Origin of the sequence: Streptomyces smyrnaeus (assembly GCF_017676345.1) — a bacterium.
Taxonomy (GTDB): Bacteria; Actinomycetota; Actinomycetes; order Streptomycetales; family Streptomycetaceae; genus Streptomyces; species Streptomyces smyrnaeus.
Genome location: NZ_JAFFZM010000018.1, coordinates 87,058 through 105,432, shown reverse-complemented (window position 1 = coordinate 105,432; position 18,375 = coordinate 87,058). Strand labels below are relative to the sequence as shown.

At 71.3% G+C, this 18,375-nt stretch carries 17 protein-coding genes and 1 pseudogene; 17 read left to right on the top strand and 1 reads right to left on the bottom strand.

The genetic code is table 11. The features are described 5' to 3' along the window. Positions 1–30 precede the first annotated feature (30 nt). The 8 genes from lepB (at position 31) to JW613_RS36640 (ending at position 7,015) form a co-directional block, all read left to right on the top strand. Entirely contained in the window at positions 31–771 is a 741-nt protein-coding gene (lepB, locus tag JW613_RS26760; RefSeq protein ID WP_209213466.1) for a signal peptidase I, read from the top strand. A gap of 39 nt (positions 772–810) precedes the next feature. Further along, positions 811–1,134, top strand: a complete 324-nt coding sequence (locus tag JW613_RS26755; RefSeq protein ID WP_027735391.1) for a DUF2469 domain-containing protein — start codon at positions 811–813, stop codon at positions 1,132–1,134. A gap of 452 nt (positions 1,135–1,586) precedes the next feature. Beyond that, entirely contained in the window at positions 1,587–1,943 is a 357-nt protein-coding gene (locus JW613_RS26750; protein ID WP_209213510.1) for a YraN family protein, read from the top strand. Beyond that, a complete protein-coding gene (locus tag JW613_RS26745; protein WP_209213465.1) occupies positions 1,943–3,559 on the top strand; it encodes a YifB family Mg chelatase-like AAA ATPase in 1,617 nt (538 codons plus the stop codon). The genes JW613_RS26750 and JW613_RS26745 overlap by 1 nt, the downstream gene beginning before the upstream one ends. Beyond that, positions 3,556–4,755, top strand: coding sequence for a DNA-processing protein DprA (dprA, locus tag JW613_RS26740; protein ID WP_209213464.1), 1,200 nt, complete (start codon positions 3,556–3,558; stop codon positions 4,753–4,755). Before JW613_RS26745 ends, dprA begins: the two co-directional genes overlap by 4 nt. Positions 4,756–5,053: 298 nt before the next feature. Further along, positions 5,054–5,908, top strand: a complete 855-nt coding sequence (gene whiG, locus JW613_RS26735; RefSeq protein WP_099884626.1) for an RNA polymerase sigma factor WhiG — start codon at positions 5,054–5,056, stop codon at positions 5,906–5,908. A gap of 101 nt (positions 5,909–6,009) precedes the next feature. Next, entirely contained in the window at positions 6,010–6,549 is a 540-nt protein-coding gene (locus JW613_RS26730; protein WP_209213509.1) for a TetR/AcrR family transcriptional regulator, read from the top strand. Positions 6,550–6,628: 79 nt separating this feature from the next. Then, the gene (locus JW613_RS36640; RefSeq protein WP_307866045.1) at positions 6,629–7,015 is read left to right on the top strand and encodes a hypothetical protein; all 387 of its coding nucleotides are present in this window, start codon (positions 6,629–6,631) and stop codon (positions 7,013–7,015) included. Here the strand turns inward: JW613_RS36640 and JW613_RS36635 are convergent. Further along, positions 6,944–7,624: pseudogene (locus JW613_RS36635) on the bottom strand (peptidoglycan DD-metalloendopeptidase family protein); the annotation flags it as partial. The gene JW613_RS36640 and the pseudogene JW613_RS36635 sit on opposite strands and share 72 nt — an antisense overlap. Positions 7,625–8,034: 410 nt before the next feature. Between JW613_RS36635 and rpsB the strand changes: the two are divergent. The 9 genes from rpsB to JW613_RS26680 all read left to right on the top strand — a co-directional run bounded on the left by rpsB (position 8,035) and on the right by JW613_RS26680 (position 18,332). Then, a complete protein-coding gene (gene rpsB, locus JW613_RS26720; RefSeq protein ID WP_209213463.1) occupies positions 8,035–8,931 on the top strand; it encodes a 30S ribosomal protein S2 in 897 nt (298 codons plus the stop codon). A gap of 169 nt (positions 8,932–9,100) precedes the next feature. Next, positions 9,101–9,937, top strand: a complete 837-nt coding sequence (tsf, locus tag JW613_RS26715; RefSeq protein WP_099884629.1) for a translation elongation factor Ts — start codon at positions 9,101–9,103, stop codon at positions 9,935–9,937. A gap of 197 nt (positions 9,938–10,134) precedes the next feature. Further along, positions 10,135–10,890: a UMP kinase gene (gene pyrH, locus JW613_RS26710; protein ID WP_209213462.1), complete on the top strand. Its 756-nt coding sequence runs from the start codon at positions 10,135–10,137 to the stop codon at positions 10,888–10,890. Between the two features lie 227 nt (positions 10,891–11,117). Next, positions 11,118–11,675 carry a ribosome recycling factor gene (gene frr / locus JW613_RS26705; protein ID WP_209213461.1) on the top strand — a complete coding sequence of 186 codons (558 nt, stop codon included), beginning with the start codon at positions 11,118–11,120 and terminating at the stop codon, positions 11,673–11,675. A gap of 39 nt (positions 11,676–11,714) precedes the next feature. Then, positions 11,715–12,914: a phosphatidate cytidylyltransferase gene (locus JW613_RS26700; RefSeq protein ID WP_209213460.1), complete on the top strand. Its 1,200-nt coding sequence runs from the start codon at positions 11,715–11,717 to the stop codon at positions 12,912–12,914. Positions 12,915–13,058: 144 nt separating this feature from the next. Beyond that, positions 13,059–14,171, top strand: a complete 1,113-nt coding sequence (gene rlmN / locus JW613_RS26695) for a dual-specificity RNA methyltransferase RlmN (protein WP_099884635.1) — start codon at positions 13,059–13,061, stop codon at positions 14,169–14,171. A 226-nt stretch (positions 14,172–14,397) separates the two neighbouring features. Further along, on the top strand, positions 14,398–15,474 hold the full coding sequence (locus JW613_RS26690) for a thiamine ABC transporter substrate-binding protein (RefSeq protein WP_209213459.1): 1,077 nt from the start codon (positions 14,398–14,400) through the stop codon (positions 15,472–15,474). Between the two features lie 116 nt (positions 15,475–15,590). Then, complete coding sequence (locus JW613_RS26685) at positions 15,591–17,252, top strand: ABC transporter permease (protein ID WP_209213508.1); 1,662 nt, start codon at positions 15,591–15,593, stop codon at positions 17,250–17,252. Next, positions 17,253–18,332, top strand: coding sequence for an ABC transporter ATP-binding protein (locus tag JW613_RS26680; RefSeq protein ID WP_209213458.1), 1,080 nt, complete (start codon positions 17,253–17,255; stop codon positions 18,330–18,332). It begins immediately after the preceding gene. Positions 18,333–18,375 lie beyond the last annotated feature (43 nt).

Sequence of the window (18,375 nt, the reverse complement as noted above, 5' to 3'; positions counted from 1 at the left end):
GGCCGCTGCGGGAGATCCGGGAGTACGGAAGTGAGCAAGGCAGAAGAACGTACCGACGAGGGCCGCAGCCGCCTGGGCAACCGACTGTCCGGAGTGGCGGTGGCCCTCGGGTGTGTCCTCTTCCTCGGCGGCTTCGTCTGGGGCGCCGTGCTCTACCAGCCGTACACGGTGCCCACCGACTCCATGGACCCGACGGTGCAGTCCGGTGCCCGGGTACTGGCCGAGCGCGTGGACGGCAACGAGGTGCGGCGCGGCGACGTCGTGGTCTTCCGGGACTCGGTGTGGGGTGCGGTGCCCATGGTCAAGCGGGTCGTGGGGGTCGGCGGCGACAAGGTGGCGTGCTGCGACCGGGACGGACGGCTCACCGTCAACGGCGAGCCCGTCGACGAGCCCTATCTGCGTGCACACGGCCGTGACGCGCAGAGCCCCTTCGAAGCCACCCGGGTACCCGAGGGCAAGCTCTTCCTGCTGGGGGACAACAGGGAGGCGTCCCTCGACTCCCGGGTGCATCTGAAGGACGCCGACCACGGCGCCGTTCCACGCTCCGCCGTCCAGGCCCGGGTCGACGCCATAGCCTGGCCCGTCGGTGCCTTCGGCATGCTGCCGAAGGCCGACGGGTTCGCCGACATGCCCGGCGGCACCTCGGATCGCGGACCGCTCCCGCTGGCGCTGACGGCCGTGATCGTGGGCGCCGTCCTGGTACTGGGCGGTGCCGCGTACGGACCGCTCGCGCGGCGCCGCGCGACTTCGGCCCGACGCCGTCCGGGGTGACGCACAATGGGGGGACGCACGGCTGAAGGGGAACATGCCATGAGCGCCGAGGACCTCGAAAAGTACGAGACCGAGATGGAGCTCAAGCTCTACAGGGAGTACAGAGACGTCGTCGGGCTGTTCAAATACGTGATCGAGACCGACCGGCGTTTCTATCTGACCAACGACTACGAGATGCAGGTCCACTCGGTACAGGGCGAGGTCTTCTTCGAGGTGTCGATGGCGGACGCCTGGGTCTGGGACATGTACAGGCCGGCCCGGTTCGTCAAACAGGTACGGGTACTCACATTCAAGGACGTGAATATCGAGGAGCTCAACAAGAGCGAACTGGACCTGCCGGAGGACTCGGGCTTCAAGGGGTAGCGCCGCCGGGCCTCACCCGGGCGAGTGACGGAGTTGTCCACAACCGCCGGGTTCTCCACAGAAAACGAGCAAGATCCCTGAGCCACCTCCGATGCCGTCACAGTCGGCGTCGGAGGTGGTGCCGTATGAACACCGGCCAAGCGCGGAGCACCGAGCTCCCTGGTAGCGAGCACCTTGGTGCCGAACGGACGAGCACGGCTCGCACAGAAGAAGAACACCGGAGCGGACAACACCCGCCGCACGAGGAAGCCCCGCACAGGGAAGCCCCGCACAGGGAAGCCCCGCATCGGGAAGCCCCGCACGGGGAGAATCCGGGCAGGGAACATCCGCGCAGGGCCCGCCCGGGCAGGAAGCGCACCGGTCACGGGCGGCGCGGTGCACAGCGCCGGGGCGCCGGGCAGCGGAGTGCGGAGCCACCGCGGACCCCGGCTCCGACCTGCGCGAAGGGAGCCCTGGGGCGGTACGGGGAAGACCTGGCGGCCCGCCGGATGCGCCAAGCGGGCATGGCGATCCTCGAACGCAACTGGCGCCGCGCGGAGGGCGAGATCGACATCATCGCCCGCGATGCGGATGCCGTGGTGATCTGCGAGGTCAAGACCCGCAGGGCCACCCCCTTCCAGGACCCCATGGAGAGTCTGCCGCCGGCGAAGACGGCCCGGCTGCGCCGACTGGCGGCGCGCTGGCTCACCGAGTGCTGGGTCGCCCGCTACGGCCGCCCGCCCACCGGCGGGGTGCGGATCGATCTGGTCGGCGTCGTACTGCCCGACCGAGGCGCCCCTGTCGTACAGCACGTACGGGGGATCGGCTGATGGGATTCGCACGTACGTGCGCGGTCGCACTGGTGGGGGTCGAGGGCGTACTGGTCGAGGTCCAGGCGGATCTGGAGCCGGGCGTCGCCGCCTTCACCCTCGTCGGACTGCCCGACAAGAGCCTGACGGAGAGCCGGGACCGGGTGCGGGCGGCGGTGGTGAACTCGGACGTCCCCTGGCCGCAGAAGAAGCTCACCGTCGGTCTCAGCCCGGCCTCGGTGCCCAAGGGCGGCAGCGGATTCGACATCGCGGTCGCCTGCGCTGTGCTCGCGGCGGCGGAACGGATCGACCCGCGGGAGATCGCCGACGTCGTGATGATCGGCGAGCTGGGACTGGACGGCAGGGTGCTGCCGGTGCGCGGAGTTCTTCCCGCCGTGCTGGCGGCGGCCGACGCGGGGTACCGGCAGGTGGTCGTCCCCGAGCAGACGGCGGCGGAGGCGGCGCTGGTCCCGGACGTTTCGGTGCTCGGAGTACGCAGCCTGCGCCAGCTGATCGCGGTGCTGACCGACGAGCCGGTCCCGGAGGAGCCCGAACGGGCCGGTGACGGTCTGCCGGACGCCGCCCGCGCCGGGCCGGCCGGACTGCCCATGGCGGCGCCGGGACTGACCGGCCTGCTGGGTGAGGAGCGCCCCGTGGACCTCGCGGATGTCGCAGGGCAGCACCATGCGCGCCGCGCCCTGGAGATCGCCGCGGCCGGACGGCACCACATCTATTTCAAAGGGCCACCGGGGGCCGGGAAGACCATGCTCGCCGAACGGCTGCCCGGGCTGCTGCCACCGCTCAGCCGGAAGGAGTCGCTGGAGGTGACGGCCGTGCACTCCGTCGCGGGCGCCCTGCCTCCGGGGCAGCCACTGGTGGCCCGGCCGCCGTACTGCGCTCCTCACCACTCGGCCACCATGGCGGCGCTCGTCGGCGGCGGCTCCGGCCTGCCCCGTCCCGGCGCCGTCTCCCTCGCTCACCACGGAGTGCTCTTTCTGGACGAGGCCGCGGAATGCGGGGCCCAGGTCCTGGATGCCATGCGGCAGCCCTTGGAGTCGGGGTACATCGTCGTGGCCCGGGCGGCGGGGATGATGCGGATGCCCGCCCGGTTCCTGCTCGCGCTGGCGGCGAATCCCTGTCCGTGCGGACGGCACGGCAGCACCGTCGGCGGATGCGAGTGCCGGCCCGCCTCGGTGCGCCGCTACCGTGCACGGCTGTCCGGCCCGCTGCTCGACCGCGTCGACCTCCGGGTCGGTGTGGAACCTCTCTCCCGCTCCGAACTGGCCGCCGTCGACGGCCGGGCCGAGTCCACCGCCGTGGTGGCCGCCCGCGTGCTGGAGGCCAGGGAGCGCGCGGCGGCGCGGTACGCCGAAACCCCGTGGAAGACCAACAGCGAGGTCCCCGGCCACGAACTGCGCACCCGCCACCCCGTCCTACCCGGCGCGCTGGCCGAAGCCGAGGACGACCTGGAACGCGGCCTGCTCACCGCGCGCGGTCTGGACCGGGTACTGCGGGTCGCCTGGACGGTCGCCGACCTCGCGGGCCACCCCCGGCCCACCCGTGACGACGTCAACTGCGCCCTGGAGCTGAGAACCGGTGTCCGCCGGGGCGCCCGGGCGCGGGAGATCCCGGTATGACGGCCGAGCACCTGCGACCGGCCGCCGGATTCCCCGGCCCCGAGGGTGCGGGAACCGCCCTGGGAGGGGCCGAGCCGGAGCGCCTGGCGCGGGCGGCGTTGACGCGGATCGCCGAGCCGGGTGACGAACTCGTCGGGCGGTGGCTCGCCACATACGGCGCCTGCGAGGTGGTGGAGGCGGTGAGCGGGAGCGGACCGCCACTCAGCGGGGCGGGGGAGCGACGGTGGGCCGGGCTGCGGCTGCGCGCGGCCCGCGCCCGGCCGCACCAGGACCTGGCCGCGATCGCCGAGCACGGTGGCCGCTTCATCTGTCCGGGGGACACCGAGTGGCCGCGTCAGCTCGACGACCTGGGCCATGCCGGACCGTTCGGGCTGTGGGTGCGGGGAGCGGCCTCGCTGCGTGTGTGGGCGCTGCGCTCGGTGGCCGTCGTCGGCGCCCGGTCCTGCACCGAGTACGGCGCGCACTGCGCGGCCGTGCTGGGCGCGGGGCTCGCCGAACGGGGCTGGACGGTGGTGTCCGGTGCCGCCTACGGCGTCGACGCCGCCGCGCATCGCGGAGCCCTGGCCGTGCGGGGGCCCACTGTCGGGGTGCTCGCGTGCGGCGTCGACGTCGCCTATCCCCCCGGCAACCAGGAGTTGATCCGCACGCTGGCGGAGCGCGGGTTGCTCGTCGCCGAGCTGCCGCCGGGGGACCATCCGACCCGCAGCCGGTTCGTGCTGCGGAACCGGGTGATCGCCGCGCTGACCCGGGGAACGGTTGTGGTGGAGGCGGCCCTGCGCAGCGGGGCGCTGGTCACGGCCCGCCGCGCCCTCGGGTTGGGCCGGCAGCTGATGGGGGTGCCCGGGCCGGTCACCTCAGGGCTCTCCCAGGGGGTGCACGAACTCCTGCGAGGTGAGGCCACTGTGGTCACCGACGTCGCCGAAGTGATCGAGCAGGTGGGCATGATGGGGGAGCTGGCTCCCGAGCGGCGCGGGCCGGCCGTGCCGCGCGACGCGCTGAGTCCCGGTGCGGCGCGGGTACTTGAAGCGCTTCCCGGGCGTGGCACGAGCGACCCCGCCCGCATCGCGTGCTCCGCGGGTGTGCCGCCGGGCGAGGCCCTCGCCCGGCTCCATGAGCTGCGGGCGCTCGGCTTCGTCGAACGCGACGGCGACCGCTGGCAGTTGACGCCGCGCCGTAAGGGGCACTCCATCGGGTGATGAGGCGGTCCTTGACCTGGGGCTATCGGGTGAAAGGCTGAGCTGTGCGCGCCCGCCGGGGCGGCATGGGCCTCGTGGGGCACCGCACCCTGGCCCCGTGCCCGGTCATCCGCACCGCGCCCGCTCCCGGCCATGCCGAGCCACCGCGGAAAGGAGCACGCCAGCGCGGAGGGGAAAGAACGTTACGTCGCACACTGCGACGCTGCGGTCACGCTACGCTCACATCATCTCCAACGAGACACACGATTCCGCACACCGACAGACCACCACTACCCAGCAGAACGGCTCAAGGCGACGTATGCCTCAGCACATCTCCGGGCCCGACCGCACAGCCGCAGCGGCCGCCGCAGCCGCACGCACCGTGGTCGATGACGACACGCCCAGGACTGCGCCCAGCTCGCTGGATGAACTCTGGCGGTCCTACAAGGCCACGGCGGACAGCAGGCTGCGCGAACAGCTCATCCTGCACTACTCGCCGCTGGTCAAATACGTCGCGGGCAGGGTGAGTGTGGGCCTGCCGCCCAACGTCGAGCAGGCCGACTTCGTCTCCTCCGGAGTCTTCGGACTCATCGACGCCATCGAGAAGTTCGACCCCTCCCGCTCGATCAAGTTCGAGACCTACGCCATCACACGCATCCGGGGCGCCATGATCGACGAACTGCGCGCCCTGGACTGGATCCCCCGCTCGGTACGGCAGAAGGCCCGTGCGGTGGAACGCGCCTACGCCACCTTGGAGGCCAGGCTCCGGCGCAGCCCTTCCGAGGCGGAGGTCGCCGAGGAGATGGGCATCGAGACGGAGGAACTGCACGGCGTCTTCAGCCAGTTGTCCCTGGCCAACGTCGTGGCCCTGGAGGAGCTGCTGCACGTCGGCGGTGACGGCGGTGACCGGCTCAGCCTGGTGGACACCCTGGAGGACACGGCCGCCGACAATCCCGTCGAGGTCGCCGAGGACCGCGAGCTGCGGCGGCTACTGGCGCGGGCCATCAACACGCTGCCCGAGCGCGAGAAGACCGTCGTGACGCTCTACTACTACGAGGGGCTCACCCTCGCCGAGATCGGCCAGGTGCTCGGCGTCACCGAGAGCAGAGTCAGCCAGATCCACACCAAATCGGTTCTGCAGCTTCGCGCCAAACTCGCCGACGCGGGCCGCTGACCGAGTCCGGTCGCCCGGGACCCGTGCAACTCTCGACCTCCTCTCCGTAAGCTGGTGGCGTGCCCAGGATTCGAGCGGCCTCCGTGGCCGAGCACCGGACGATGCAGCGCGCGGCCCTGCTGGACGCCGCCAGGTCACTGCTGTCCGAGGGCGGCACGGAAGCCCTGACCTTCCCCGCCCTCGCCCAGCGCACCGGCCTCGCGCGCTCCTCCGTCTACGAGTACTTCCGTTCCCGCGCCGCGGTCGTCGAAGAGCTGTGCGCCGTCGACTTCCCGGTGTGGGCCGCCGAGGTGGAGTCGGCGATGCAGGCGGCTGCGACGCCGGAGGGCAAGGTCGAGGCGTACGTGCGCAGGCAGCTCGCCCTGGTGGGCGACCGCCGGCACCGCGCCGTCGTGGCGATCTCCGCCGGGGAGCTGGACGCGGGGGCCCGCGAGCGGATCCGCGCCGCGCACGGCGGGCTGATCTCCATGGTCGTCGAGGCGCTCGGCGACCTCGGCCACGTCCAGCCGCGGCTCGCGGCCATGCTGCTCCAGGGCGTGGTGGACGCGGGCGTGCGCCGCATCGAGATCGGCGCCGCCGAGGACCCGGAACAGATCGCCGAGGCCGCCGTCTCCATGGCTCTGAACGGCGTCCGAGGCTGACCACGAGGCCTGGACGCCGGTCTTCTCGGCACGGCGGACGTCCGATGGCAGTGGGTTGCGCCGAGCCTCGTAGCCGTCGGTGCGCCCAGACCGCGGCCAGCGCCAGAGCGGTCGCCCCCATCCAGCCGGCCCGCTCCTCCGCAGCGCCCGCAGTGCCCGCGACGCCGGCCACCCGGAGGCGCACGCGGTCCGGGCGCTGCGGCGTGCTGTCCCCTTCCTCGTCTTGTTCCTCGTCTCCTTCGTCCCGCCCGCTGCCGGAGCAGGGCAGCGGTACGCCGTGGACCGGAAGCAGCCGTACGGGGCCGCCGAGGAGCGCGGCGGGCAGCAGGGAGAGCGGGTCGAGGTACTGCTTCCCGCGCAGCAGCCCCCAGTGCAGACAGGTGTGCGGGCAGTGACGACTGCTGACGGCCGTGCCCACCTGCTGGCCCGCCCGCACCCGGTCGCCCTTGCGTACGGAGGGCCGTAGTGGCTGATACGTCGTCCGCAGCGGAGGTCTTCCGGTGCCGCTGAGCTCGATGGACACCACCCCGCGGCCCGCCACCTCCCCCGCGAAGGAGACCCGGCCCGCCGCCACGGCCCGCACCTGTTGGCCCGGGTGGGCCGCGAGGTCGACTCCACGGTGCCCCGCGGCCCAGGGCTCGGGCGGCGGGTCCCAACCACGGGAAACCCACGGCCGCCGGGCTCCGTTCGTCCCCTCCACCGGCCAGGTCCGCCCGGCCACCGGGGCCCCGCCGTCGGGGTCCTCGCCGTCCCGGTCCTCGCCGTCCCGGTCCTCGGCGTCCCGGTGCGCGGCAACGCGCTGCTGACCTGAGCCTGCTCCCGCGCCGACGAGGGAGAGGTGATCGTCGGGTGCGGGAGGTTTCCCGGTCCCGGCCGCACCGAGCAGAGCGTCCCCTCCCACCGGCAGCCGCCAGCCCGGCAGCGCGAGCAGCAGCGCGACCAGCACCGCTCCCCAGCGGGCAGTACGCCGCACAGCCGCACCGCGCCGTCGTGGCCCGCGTGCCTCACGTGCCAGGGGAGGGCCCAGCCCGCAGCTCGCCCCATCCCCGTCCTTCAGCTGCCTGTGCTCTTCCATGCGGGAACGGTGACGCGGTTTGCCCTCCGGCGGGGATCTTGGCCAGGATCTGTGGGTAACTGCCCAGTTGTGGACAACGCCGTCACCCCTGCGAGCGGTCGCCGGGCCTTCCGTGAAACCCTCCACACCCGCTTCCGGCCCCCGCCGGGCCGCTTCCGGCTCCTGCCGAGCGGCCCCCGGCCCCCGCCGGGCGCGGCGCCCCTCGCCGGTCCCGTACACTGCTGGTGCGGCCCGGGTGACCGGGCTGACTTCGCACGCCCCGCCACCCTCACCCGGTGGCCGCGCATCTCGGTCCCAGGAAAGGCCCGGTCTCCCGGCCGGACTTCCCGGGCGGCGCGCCAGGGGCGTCAGGCAAGCGGGGGCCGTCCGGCCTTCGCTGACGACAACCGAGTAACCCAAGGAGAACGGCCATGGCCGTCGTCACGATGCGGGAGCTGCTGGAGAGCGGCGTCCACTTCGGGCACCAGACCCGCCGCTGGAACCCGAAGATGAAGCGCTTCATCTTCACCGAGCGCAACGGCATTTACATCATCGACCTGCTCCAGTCGCTGTCGTACATCGACCGCGCCTACGAGTTCGTCAAGGAGACCGTCGCGCACGGCGGCTCCATCATGTTCGTCGGCACCAAGAAGCAGGCCCAGGAGGCCATCGCCGAGCAGGCCACCCGCGTGGGCATGCCCTACGTGAACCAGCGCTGGCTCGGCGGCATGCTGACCAACTTCTCGACGGTCTACAAGCGGCTGCAGCGCCTCAAGGAGCTGGAGCAGATCGACTTCGAGGACGTGGCCGCCTCCGGCCTCACCAAGAAGGAGCTGCTGGTCCTCTCCCGCGAGAAGGCCAAGCTGGAGAAGACCCTCGGCGGTATCCGCGAGATGCAGAAGGTGCCCAGCGCCGTCTGGATCGTGGACACCAAGAAGGAGCACATCGCCGTCGGCGAGGCGCGCAAGCTCAACATCCCGGTGGTCGCGATCCTCGACACCAACTGCGACCCCGACGAGGTCGACTACAAGATCCCGGGCAACGACGACGCGATCCGCTCCGTCACCCTGCTGACCCGCGTGATCGCCGACGCCGTGGCCGAGGGCCTCATCGCCCGCTCCTCGGGCGGCTCCGGCGAAAGCAAGGGCGAGAAGGCCGCCGGTGAGCCGCTGGCCGAGTGGGAGCGTGACCTCCTGGAGGGCGAGAAGGCCGCCGAGAAGCCGGCTGCCGAGGCCGAGAAGCCCGCAGAGGCCGAGGCCGAGCCCGCCGCCGAGGCGCAGCCGGCCGCCGAGGGCGAGCAGGCGGCGGCCCCCGCCGAGCAGGGCTGACTCACGGGCCACGTGGATCACGTGGGCCCCACAGGTTCACGGTGAGACGGCGGGGGCCGAGCGCCCCCGCCGTCCAGCCGTGAGCTGAGCCGGTCCCACCGGCCCCATGTGACTCCGATCCAACCTCACCGACTTTCTCACCGACTTTCCGAGAAGAGATTCACAGACCATGGCGAACTACACCGCCGCCGACGTCAAGAAGCTCCGGGAGCTGACCGGCGCCGGCATGATGGACTGCAAGAAGGCGCTGGACGAGGCCGAGGGCAGCGTCGACAAGGCCGTGGAGATCCTGCGTGTCAAGGGCCAGAAGGGCGTCGCCAAGCGCGAGAGCCGCACGGCCGAGAACGGCGCGGTCATCGCCCGTATCGCCGACGACAACACCGCCGGCGTGCTCGTCGAGCTGAAGTGCGAGACCGACTTCGTCGCCAAGGGTGAGAAGTTCCTCGCCGTCGCCGAGGCCATCGCCGCGCACGTCGAGGCCACCTCCCCCGCCGACATCGACGCGCTCCTCTCCTCCGAGATCGAGTCCGGCAAGACCGTCCAGGCGTACGTCGACGAGGCCAACGCGAGCCTCGGCGAGAAGATCGTGCTGGACCGCTTCGCGCAGTTCTCCGGCGCGTACGTCGGCTCCTACCTGCACCGCACCAGCCCCGACCTGCCCCCGCAGGTCGGCGTGCTGGTCGAGCTGGACTCGGCGAACGAGGAGATCGCCAAGGACGTCGCGCAGCACATCGCCGCCTTCGCCCCGGCGTACCTGACCCGCGAGGACATCCCGGAGGAGACGGTCGCCAACGAGCGTCGTATCGCCGAGGAGACCGCCCGCGAGGAGGGCAAGCCGGAGCAGGCCCTGCCGAAGATCATCGAAGGCCGGGTCAACGGCTTCTTCAAGGAGAACACCCTCCTCGACCAGCCCTTCGCCAAGGACAACAAGAAGTCCGTGCAGAAGGTCCTGGAGGAGGCCGGTGTCTCGCTGAAGCGCTTCGCACGCTTCCGCGTCGGCGCCTGAGAGCCCCGTTCCTGACGCATCCCGCAGGCCGGTTCTGTTCGCCCAGAGGTGGAGCACACCCAGCACCGCGTACAGAACCGGCACGGGCCCGATAAGGTCGGGCACAGGGCAGTTGTGACGAGGAGGCCATTGCCGCAGAGGGAACCGCGAGGATCCGACGGCAATGGCCTCTTTCGTATGTGCACGAGGAGATCTCCATGACCTGCAATGACACCGGCAAAGAGAGTAAAATGCGCCGGCGCTTCCTGCTGAAGCTCTCCGGCGAGGCGTTCGCCGGCGGCGGTGGGCTCGGTGTCGACCCCGACGTCGTGCACAAGATGGCCCGGGAGATCGCCTCGGTCGTCCGCGACGGTGCCGAGATGGCCGTCGTCATCGGGGGCGGCAACTTCTTCCGCGGCGCCGAGCTCCAGCAGCGCGGTATGGACCGGGCCCGCTCCGACTACATGGGCATGCTCGGCACCGTCATGAACTGCCTGGCGCTCCAGGACTTCCTGGAGAAGGAAGGCATCGACTCGCGGGTGCAGACCGCCATCACGATGGGCCAGGTCGCCGAGCCGTACATTCCGCTGCGCGCCATCCGGCACCTGGAGAAGGGCCGCGTCGTCATCTTCGGCGCCGGTATGGGCATGCCGTACTTCTCCACCGACACCACCGCGGCCCAGCGTGCCCTGGAGATCAACGCCGAGGTGATGCTCATGGGCAAGAACGGCGTGGACGGCGTCTACGACTCGGACCCCGCGCGCAATCCGGCGGCGGAGAAGTTCGACGCGCTCGAGTACGGCGAGGTCATCACCCGCGACCTCAAGGTCGCCGACATGACCGCGATCACGCTCTGCCGCGACAACAAGTTGCCGATCCTCGTCTTCGAGCTGCTCGCCGAAGGCAATATCGCCCGCGCGGTCAAGGGTGAGAAGATCGGCACCCTGGTGAGCAACCAGGGCACCCGGGTCTGATCGTCCCGCCGACGGTCCTCGCGGGCGCGACCGGTCCGCGCCCGCCCGGTGCCGTCGGCAACACGGCGGCGTACGAACGGCACGGTACGGGGATGGACAACAGCCTGCCGGTCGGACACCGTGCAGGAATCAGGGCATCGCGGGGGCCGGGGCGGCCCGCGGGGCGGCCGTCAGCTCACAGCCCCGGATGAAGCAGTCAGGCTCATTCATCGAACCAGGAGCACGTGGTGATCGAAGAGACCCTCCTCGAAGCCGAGGAAAAGATGGAGAAGGCGGTCGTCGTCGCCAAGGAGGACTTCGCCGCTATCCGCACCGGCCGTGCGCACCCGGCGATGTTCAACAAGATCGTGGCGGAGTACTACGGCACGATGACGCCGATCAACCAGCTCGCGTCGTTCTCCGTCCCGGAGCCCCGGATGGCCGTGGTGACTCCGTTCGACAAGAGCTCGCTGCGCAACATCGAACAGGCCATCCGCGACTCGGACCTGGGCGTCAACCCGTCGAACGACGGCAATATCATCCGGGTGACGTTCCCCGAGCTGACCGAGGAGCGCCGCCGGGAGTACATCAAGGTCGCCAAGAGCAAGGGCGAGGACGCCAAGATCTCCATTCGCAGCATCCGGCGCAAGGCCAAGGAGACCATCGACAAGGCCATCAAGGACGGCGAGGTCGGTGAGGACGAGGGCCGCAGGGGCGAGAAGGAGCTCGACGACACCACCGCCAAGTACGTCACGCAGGTGGACGAGCTGCTCAAGCACAAGGAGTCCGAGCTGCTCGAAGTCTGAGCTCACCGTCTCAAGGTCCGAGGTCGAAGGCTGCAATCTGTGAACGACTCATCCTGGGGAGCGCCGCAACCGAACGCCGGGGACGCCCGGTACTGGGGTCCGCCCGAGCAGGGCTACGCCACCCCTTCGGCGCTGCCCCGCCCGGGCGATGGTCAGGTGCCCGCCCACGACGTGAGTGTCCCCGTGCACGATGTGGGGGGCGAAGCGTCGCAGACTCGGCGTATGCCCATTGTGTCCGACCCAGGGGGTCCCGCCGGCGGGGGAGACGGCCGTGACGGCCGGCACCGTCCCGAAGGCCCCGGTTTCACAGGCCCCGCCGGCCCACCCGGCGGTGCGCAGCCGTACGGCCACGACGAGCCGGAGCCCACCCCCGGGCAGCCGGCTGCCCCGTCAGCCGGTACCGCGCCGTCGGGGGAGGGCAAGAAGCGCGCGGGGCGGGATCTGCGCGCCGCGATAGGAGTCGGCCTGGGGCTCGGCGCGGTCATCCTGGCCGCGCTCTTCTTCTACAAGCCGGTCTTCCTGGGCGTGATCGTGCTGGCGGTCGTCGTCGGTCTGTGGGAGCTGACCTCGCGGCTGCGCGAGCGCAAGGGCATCCGGGCCCCGTTGGTGCCGCTGGCCCTCGGCGGCGCCGCCATGACCATCGCCGGGTACGTGCGGGGCGCGGAGGGCGCGTGGGTGGCCATGGCGCTCACGGCCCTCGCCGTCCTGGCGTGGCGGATGACGCAGCCCCCCGCCGACTATCTGCGGGATGTGACGGCAGGCCTCTTCGCCGCCTTCTACGTACCCTTCCTGGCCACCTTCGTGGCCCTGATGCTGGCCGCGGACGACGGGCCGTGGCGGGTGCTGACGTTCCTGATCCTCACCGTGGTCAGCGACACCGGCGCCTACGCGGTGGGCTGGCGCTTCGGCCGGCGGAAGCTGGCCCCCCGCATCAGCCCCGGCAAGACCCGCGAGGGGCTGATCGGCGCGGTGACCTTCGCCATGGGGGCCGGGGCGCTGTGCACCCAGTTCCTGATCGACGGGGGGAGCTGGTGGCAGGGGCTGCTGCTGGGGCTGGCGGTCTCGGTCAGCGCCACCCTGGGCGACCTGGGCGAATCGATGATGAAGCGGGACCTGGGCATCAAGGACATGGGCACCCTGCTGCCCGGACACGGCGGCATCATGGACCGCCTCGACTCCCTGCTGCCGACGGCTCCGGTGGTGTGGCTGCTGCTGGTGGTCTTCGTCGGCGCGGGCTGAAAGCGCACCGGTTACGCTGGATGGGTCTGCGTCCCCGCCGCGGCGGGGATCGTCCGGTGAGATCTCCCGGCGCAGGCATCGCCGTGCCGTTGTCCCCGTGTCCGCGGGGATCACCACCCGTGCAGCTTTGAGGAGTACCTGCTCATGTCGGGGCCTGCCCCTGGAGAACTGACGTTCGTCGCCCCGCGTGGCGCGAAGAAGCCGCCCCGTCATCTTGCCGATCTCAGCCCTCAGGAGCGCCGGGAGGCGGTCGCGGAGATCGGGGAGAAGCCCTTCCGCGCCAAGCAGCTCTCGCAGCACTACTTCTCGCGGCTGGCGCACGACCCCCAGCAGTGGACCGACATCCCGGCCGCTGCCCGCGAGAAGCTGGCGGCGGGGCTGCTGCCCGACCTGATGAACGTGGTGCGGCACATCAGCTGTGACGACGACACCACCCGCAAGACGCTGTGGCGGCTGCACGACGGGACGCTCGTGGAGTCGGTGCTGATGCGCTACCCGGACCGGGTCACCATGTGCATCAGCTCGCAGGCCGGCTGCGGGATGAACTGCCCGTTCTGCGCCACGGGCCAGGCCGGACTGGACCGGAACCTGTCCACGGCGGAGATCGTCCACCAGATCGTCGACGGTATGCGCGCCCTGCGGGACGGTGAGGTGCCCGGGGGACCGGCACGGCTGTCCAACATCGTCTTCATGGGCATGGGCGAGCCGCTGGCCAACTACAAGCGGGTGGTCGGCGCCATCAGGCGGCTGACCGACCCCGAGCCGGACGGTCTCGGGCTCTCCCAGCGCGGCATCACCGTCTCCACGGTGGGGCTCGTGCCCGCGATGCTGCGCTTCGCCGACGAGGGCTTCAAGTGCCGGCTGGCACTCTCCCTGCACGCGCCCGACGACGAGCTGCGCGACACCCTCGTCCCGGTCAACACCCGCTGGAAGGTGCGCGAGGTGCTGGACGCGGCCTGGGAGTACGCGGCCAAGTCCGGCCGCCGGGTGTCGATCGAGTACGCGCTGATCAAGGACATCAACGACCAGGCCTGGCGGGCCGACCTGCTGGGCCGGCTGCTGAAGAACAAGCGGGTGCACGTCAATCTCATCCCGCTCAACCCGACTCCCGGCTCCAAGTGGACCGCCTCCCGGCCGGAGGACGAGGCCGAGTTCGTACGGACGCTGGAGTCGCATGGTGTGCCGGTGACCGTTCGGGATACCCGGGGCCAGGAGATCGACGGTGCGTGCGGCCAGCTCGCGGCCACCGAGCGCTGACGACCCGACCGCCGACCGCCGATCACCCGACCGCTGGGGTGCGCCGACGCCCGACCGGCGTCGGGGCCTGACTGATAGTGTTCGAACGGGCCGTCCGTGCGGCCCGTGAAAACCGAACAGCCGACAGGGGAGCGCTCACAGCGCTGAGAGTGCGGCAGTACCTCCGTACGCGCCGCAGACCCTCGAACCTCGCCCGGGTCATGCCGGGTAGGAAGTCGATGCACTGATGAAGAAGCACGCGCGGCGCGCTGCTGCCGCAACCACCGCTGTCCTCACCCTCGCCCTCCTCGCCACCGCCTGCGGCGGCTCGGGCGGCAGCGGAGACGCCAAGACCGTCACCCTCGTCACCCACGACTCGTTCGCCGTCTCCAAGCCTGTTCTCAAGGACTTCGAGAAGCGCAGCGGCTACAAGGTCAAGGTGCTGCGCGGTGGTGACGCCGGAGCCGCCGTGAACCAGGCGGTGCTCAACAAGGGCAATCCTCAGGGCGACGTCTTCTTCGGCGTCGACAACACCCTGCTCTCCCGCCCCCTCGACAAGGGCGTCTTCGCGCCCTACAAGGCCAAGGGCCTCGACAAGGTGCCGCAGCGGCTGCAGGCCGACCCCGACAAGCACCGGGTCACCCCGGTCGACACCGGCGACGTGTGCGTCAACTACGACCGCAAGTGGTTCGCCGACAAGAAGCTCGACCCGCCGCGCACCCTCGATGACCTGACGAAGCCCCGCTACAAGAACCTCCTGGTGACCGAGGACGCCGCGGGCTCCTCACCCGGACTGGCGTTCCTGCTGGCGAGCGTCGCCGAGTTCGGCGAGGACGGCTGGCAGGGCTACTGGAAGAAGCTGCGCGCCAACGGCGTGGAGGTGGCGAGCAGCTGGGAGCAGGCCTACAACGACCGCTTCACCGGCTCGCGCGAGGGCAAGGGCAAGGGCGACAAGCCGCTCGTCGTCTCCTACGCCTCCAGCCCGCCCGCCGAGGTGATGGGCGTCGAGAACCCGCCCGAGAAGGCGCCGACCGGCGTCGCCAAGGGCACCTGCTTCCGGCAGACCGAGTACGCCGGGCTGCTCAGCGGCGCCGAGAACACCAAGGGCGGCAAGGCGCTGCTGGACTTCCTGCTCAGCAAGCGGTTCCAGGAGGACCTGCCGCTGCAGATGTTCGTCAACCCGGTCCGCGAGGACGCCCGGCTGCCGAAGCTGTTCTCCAAGTACGGCGAGACCGTCGACGACCCGGCCACCGTCGCCCCGAAGAAGATCGCTGAACACCGTGAGCAGTGGATCAAGACGTGGACCTCGCTCGCCGTGAAGTAGCCGCCCCGGACGCCGCGGACGCCCCTGAGGTGCCGGACGTCGCGGACCTGGTGCGCGGCCCGGCCGGGCCGGAGCCGGACGCCACCGCGGTGGCGCCCCGTTCGAGGGTCGGCTGGGTGCGGCTCGCTCTGATGGCTGTGCCGGCGGCCTTCTTCGCCGTCTTCTTCGGCTACCCGGTGGTCGCCATCGTCGGGCGCGGGCTGCGCGAGGGCGGACAGTGGCAGCTCGGCCGGATCGGGCAGGTGCTGAGCGACCCGGACATCCTCCAGGTGGTGTGGTTCACCCTCTGGCAGGCCGCCGCCTCGACAGCACTCACTCTCGCGTTGGCACTGCCGGGTGCCTATGTGTTCGCGCGGTTCGACTTTCCGGGCAAGCGGATGCTGCGCGCCGTGGTCACCGTGCCGTTCGTGCTGCCGACCGTCGTGGTCGGCTCCGCCTTTCTCGCACTGGCGGGGCGCGGGGGAGTGCTGGACGAATGGTTCGGGGTACGGCTGGACACCAGTGTGTGGGCGATCCTGCTCGCGCACGTCTTCTTCAACTACGCGGTCGTGGTGCGCACCGTGGGCGGCCTGTGGTCCCAGCTCGACCCGCGCCAGGAGGAGGCCGCACGGGTGCTGGGGGCCGGTCGCCTCACCGCCTGGCGGCGGGTCACCCTGCCGGCGCTGGCCCCCTCCGTGGCAGCTGCCGCGCTGATCGTCTTCCTTTTCACCTTCACCAGCTTCGGCGTCATCCAGGTACTGGGCGGGCCGCGCTACGCCACACTGGAGGTGGAGATCTACCGGCAGACCGCCACCTTGCTGGACCTGCCGACGGCGGCTGTGCTGACGCTCGTCCAGTTCGCCGCCGTCGCCGCGCTGCTGGCGGTGCACGCCTGGTCGCTGCGCAAGCGGGAGAGCGCGCTCAGCCTCGTCCCCGCGGAACACACCGCGCGGCGTCCCGCAGGTGCCGGCCAGTGGGTGCTGCTGTGCTCCGTGCTGGGCGTGATCCTTGTGCTGACTGTTGTGCCGCTGCTGGTGCTGGTACAGCGGGCATTCGGGGGGCCGGACGGATACGGGCTCACCTTTTTCCGCGCACTGGCGGCACAGTCCGACAGTGCGACCTTTGTCGTCGCGCCTGTCGAGGCCGTCGGCAACTCACTGGCCTACGCCGCCGTCGCGACGGTCATCGCCCTGGTGGTGGGTGGATCGGCCGCTGCCGCGCTCACTCTCCCCGATACCCGGCGCCGTCCGGGCGGAGGGGCCTTCGGGCTGGCACAGCTGGTGCGCGGTTTCGATGCGCTGCTGATGCTGCCGCTGGGCACCTCTGCCGTCACTGTCGGCTTCGGTTTCCTCGTCGCGCTGGACGAGCCTCCGCTCGATCTGCGCTCCACCTGGATCCTGGTGCCCCTCGCGCAGGCACTGGTGGGCGTGCCGTTCGTCATCCGCACCATGCTGCCGGTACTGCGCGCTGTGGACGTACGGCTGCGTGAGGCCGCTGCCGTGCTGGGCGCCTCCCCGCTGCGCGCCTGGCGGGAGGTCGACTTCCCGCTCGTGCGGCGGGCACTGGTGGTGGCCGCCGGGTTCGCCTTCACCGTCTCGCTGGGCGAGTTCGGGGCGACAGTTTTCATCGCCCGTCCGGACGCTCCCACCCTGCCGGTCGCGGTGGCCAGGATGCTGGGCCGCGCCGGGGAGTCGTACTACGGCCAGGCGATGGCCCTGAGCACCATCCTGATGCTTGTCTGCGCGGGCGTACTGCTCGCGCTGGAGCGCGTCCGAATCGACCGCCAGGGGGAGTTGTAGATGCTGCGGCTGGACGGTGTCACCGTACGCTTCGGGGAGCGGACCGCGCTGGACGCGGTCGACCTGGAGGTGGCCGCACACGAGACGGTGTGCGTACTGGGGCCGAGCGGCAGCGGGAAGTCCACCCTTTTGCGTGTCGTCGCCGGGCTGCAACAGGCCGACGCGGGACGGGTGCTGCTGTCGGGGCGGGACCAGAGCGGGGTGCCGCCGCACCGGCGGGGCGTCGGGCTGATGTTCCAGGACCACCAGCTCTTCCCCCAGCGCGATGTCGCGGGAAACGTCGCCTTCGGACCGCGCATGCACCGCACGGACCGGGCCGAGACCGGGCGCCGGGTGGCCGAACTGCTGGACCTGGTGGGACTGCCGGGCGCCGGAGGGCGCGCCGTCACCGCGCTGTCCGGCGGTGAGCAGCAGCGCGTCGCGCTCGCCCGCGCGCTGGCGCCCGAGCCGAAGCTGCTGATGCTGGACGAACCGCTGGGCCAGCTCGACCGCGGACTGCGCGAGCGCCTCGTCGTGGAGCTGCGGAGCCTCTTCCGGCGACTGGGTACGACGGTGCTCGCTGTCACGCACGACCACGGGGAGGCCTTCGCACTCGCCGACCGCGTGGTGGTCATGGAGAACGGACGCATCGCGCAGGCCGGCACCCCGCTGGAGGTCTGGCAGCGCCCCGCCTCCGCGTTCGTGGCCCGCTTCCTGGGCTTCGACAACATCACCGCGGCCACCGTCCACGGGGAGAGGGCGGCCACCGGCTGGGGCCACATCGCCGTCCCCCAGGGCACTCCCCAGGGCAGCACCCTGCTGCTCGTACGCCCCGGAGGGGTGCTGCTGCGCCCACCGGATGAGGGGCTGCGCTGCACGGTGGAGGCGCGGACGTTCCGGGGCGGGGACGCCTCCACGGTGACCGTCCTGCTGCGTCCGCACGAGGGGCCGGCCCTGGAGGCCGCCTGCACGCTGCGGGACGCTCCGGAAGAGGGCATCGAGGTGGGTGTGGTCTTCGACCCGCGCGAGGTGGTCGCACTGCACGGCGGGGACCGGGCGGACGCCGAACCGCCCACAGAGCCGGTCAGCAGCCGCTCGTAGCCGTAGGACACCGATCCGCGGTTCGGACAGCCCTCCCGGGGCC

What these genes read in the sequence shown, in the direction of transcription:
- JW613_RS26755 (WP_027735391.1), top strand. Translation starts at nt 811, where the DNA reads ATGAGCGCCGAGGACCTCGAAAAGTACGAGACCGAGATGGAGCTCAAG.
- JW613_RS26745 (WP_209213465.1), top strand. Translation starts at nt 1,943, where the DNA reads ATGGGATTCGCACGTACGTGCGCGGTCGCACTGGTGGGGGTCGAGGGC.
- dprA (WP_209213464.1), top strand. Translation starts at nt 3,556, where the DNA reads ATGACGGCCGAGCACCTGCGACCGGCCGCCGGATTCCCCGGCCCCGAG.
- whiG (WP_099884626.1), top strand. Translation starts at nt 5,054, where the DNA reads ATGCCTCAGCACATCTCCGGGCCCGACCGCACAGCCGCAGCGGCCGCC.
- JW613_RS26730 (WP_209213509.1), top strand. Translation starts at nt 6,010, where the DNA reads ATGCAGCGCGCGGCCCTGCTGGACGCCGCCAGGTCACTGCTGTCCGAG.
- rpsB (WP_209213463.1), top strand. Translation starts at nt 8,035, where the DNA reads ATGGCCGTCGTCACGATGCGGGAGCTGCTGGAGAGCGGCGTCCACTTC.
- tsf (WP_099884629.1), top strand. Translation starts at nt 9,101, where the DNA reads ATGGCGAACTACACCGCCGCCGACGTCAAGAAGCTCCGGGAGCTGACC.
- pyrH (WP_209213462.1), top strand. Translation starts at nt 10,135, where the DNA reads ATGACCTGCAATGACACCGGCAAAGAGAGTAAAATGCGCCGGCGCTTC.
- rlmN (WP_099884635.1), top strand. Translation starts at nt 13,059, where the DNA reads ATGTCGGGGCCTGCCCCTGGAGAACTGACGTTCGTCGCCCCGCGTGGC.
- JW613_RS26690 (WP_209213459.1), top strand. Translation starts at nt 14,398, where the DNA reads ATGAAGAAGCACGCGCGGCGCGCTGCTGCCGCAACCACCGCTGTCCTC.
- JW613_RS26680 (WP_209213458.1), top strand. Translation starts at nt 17,253, where the DNA reads ATGCTGCGGCTGGACGGTGTCACCGTACGCTTCGGGGAGCGGACCGCG.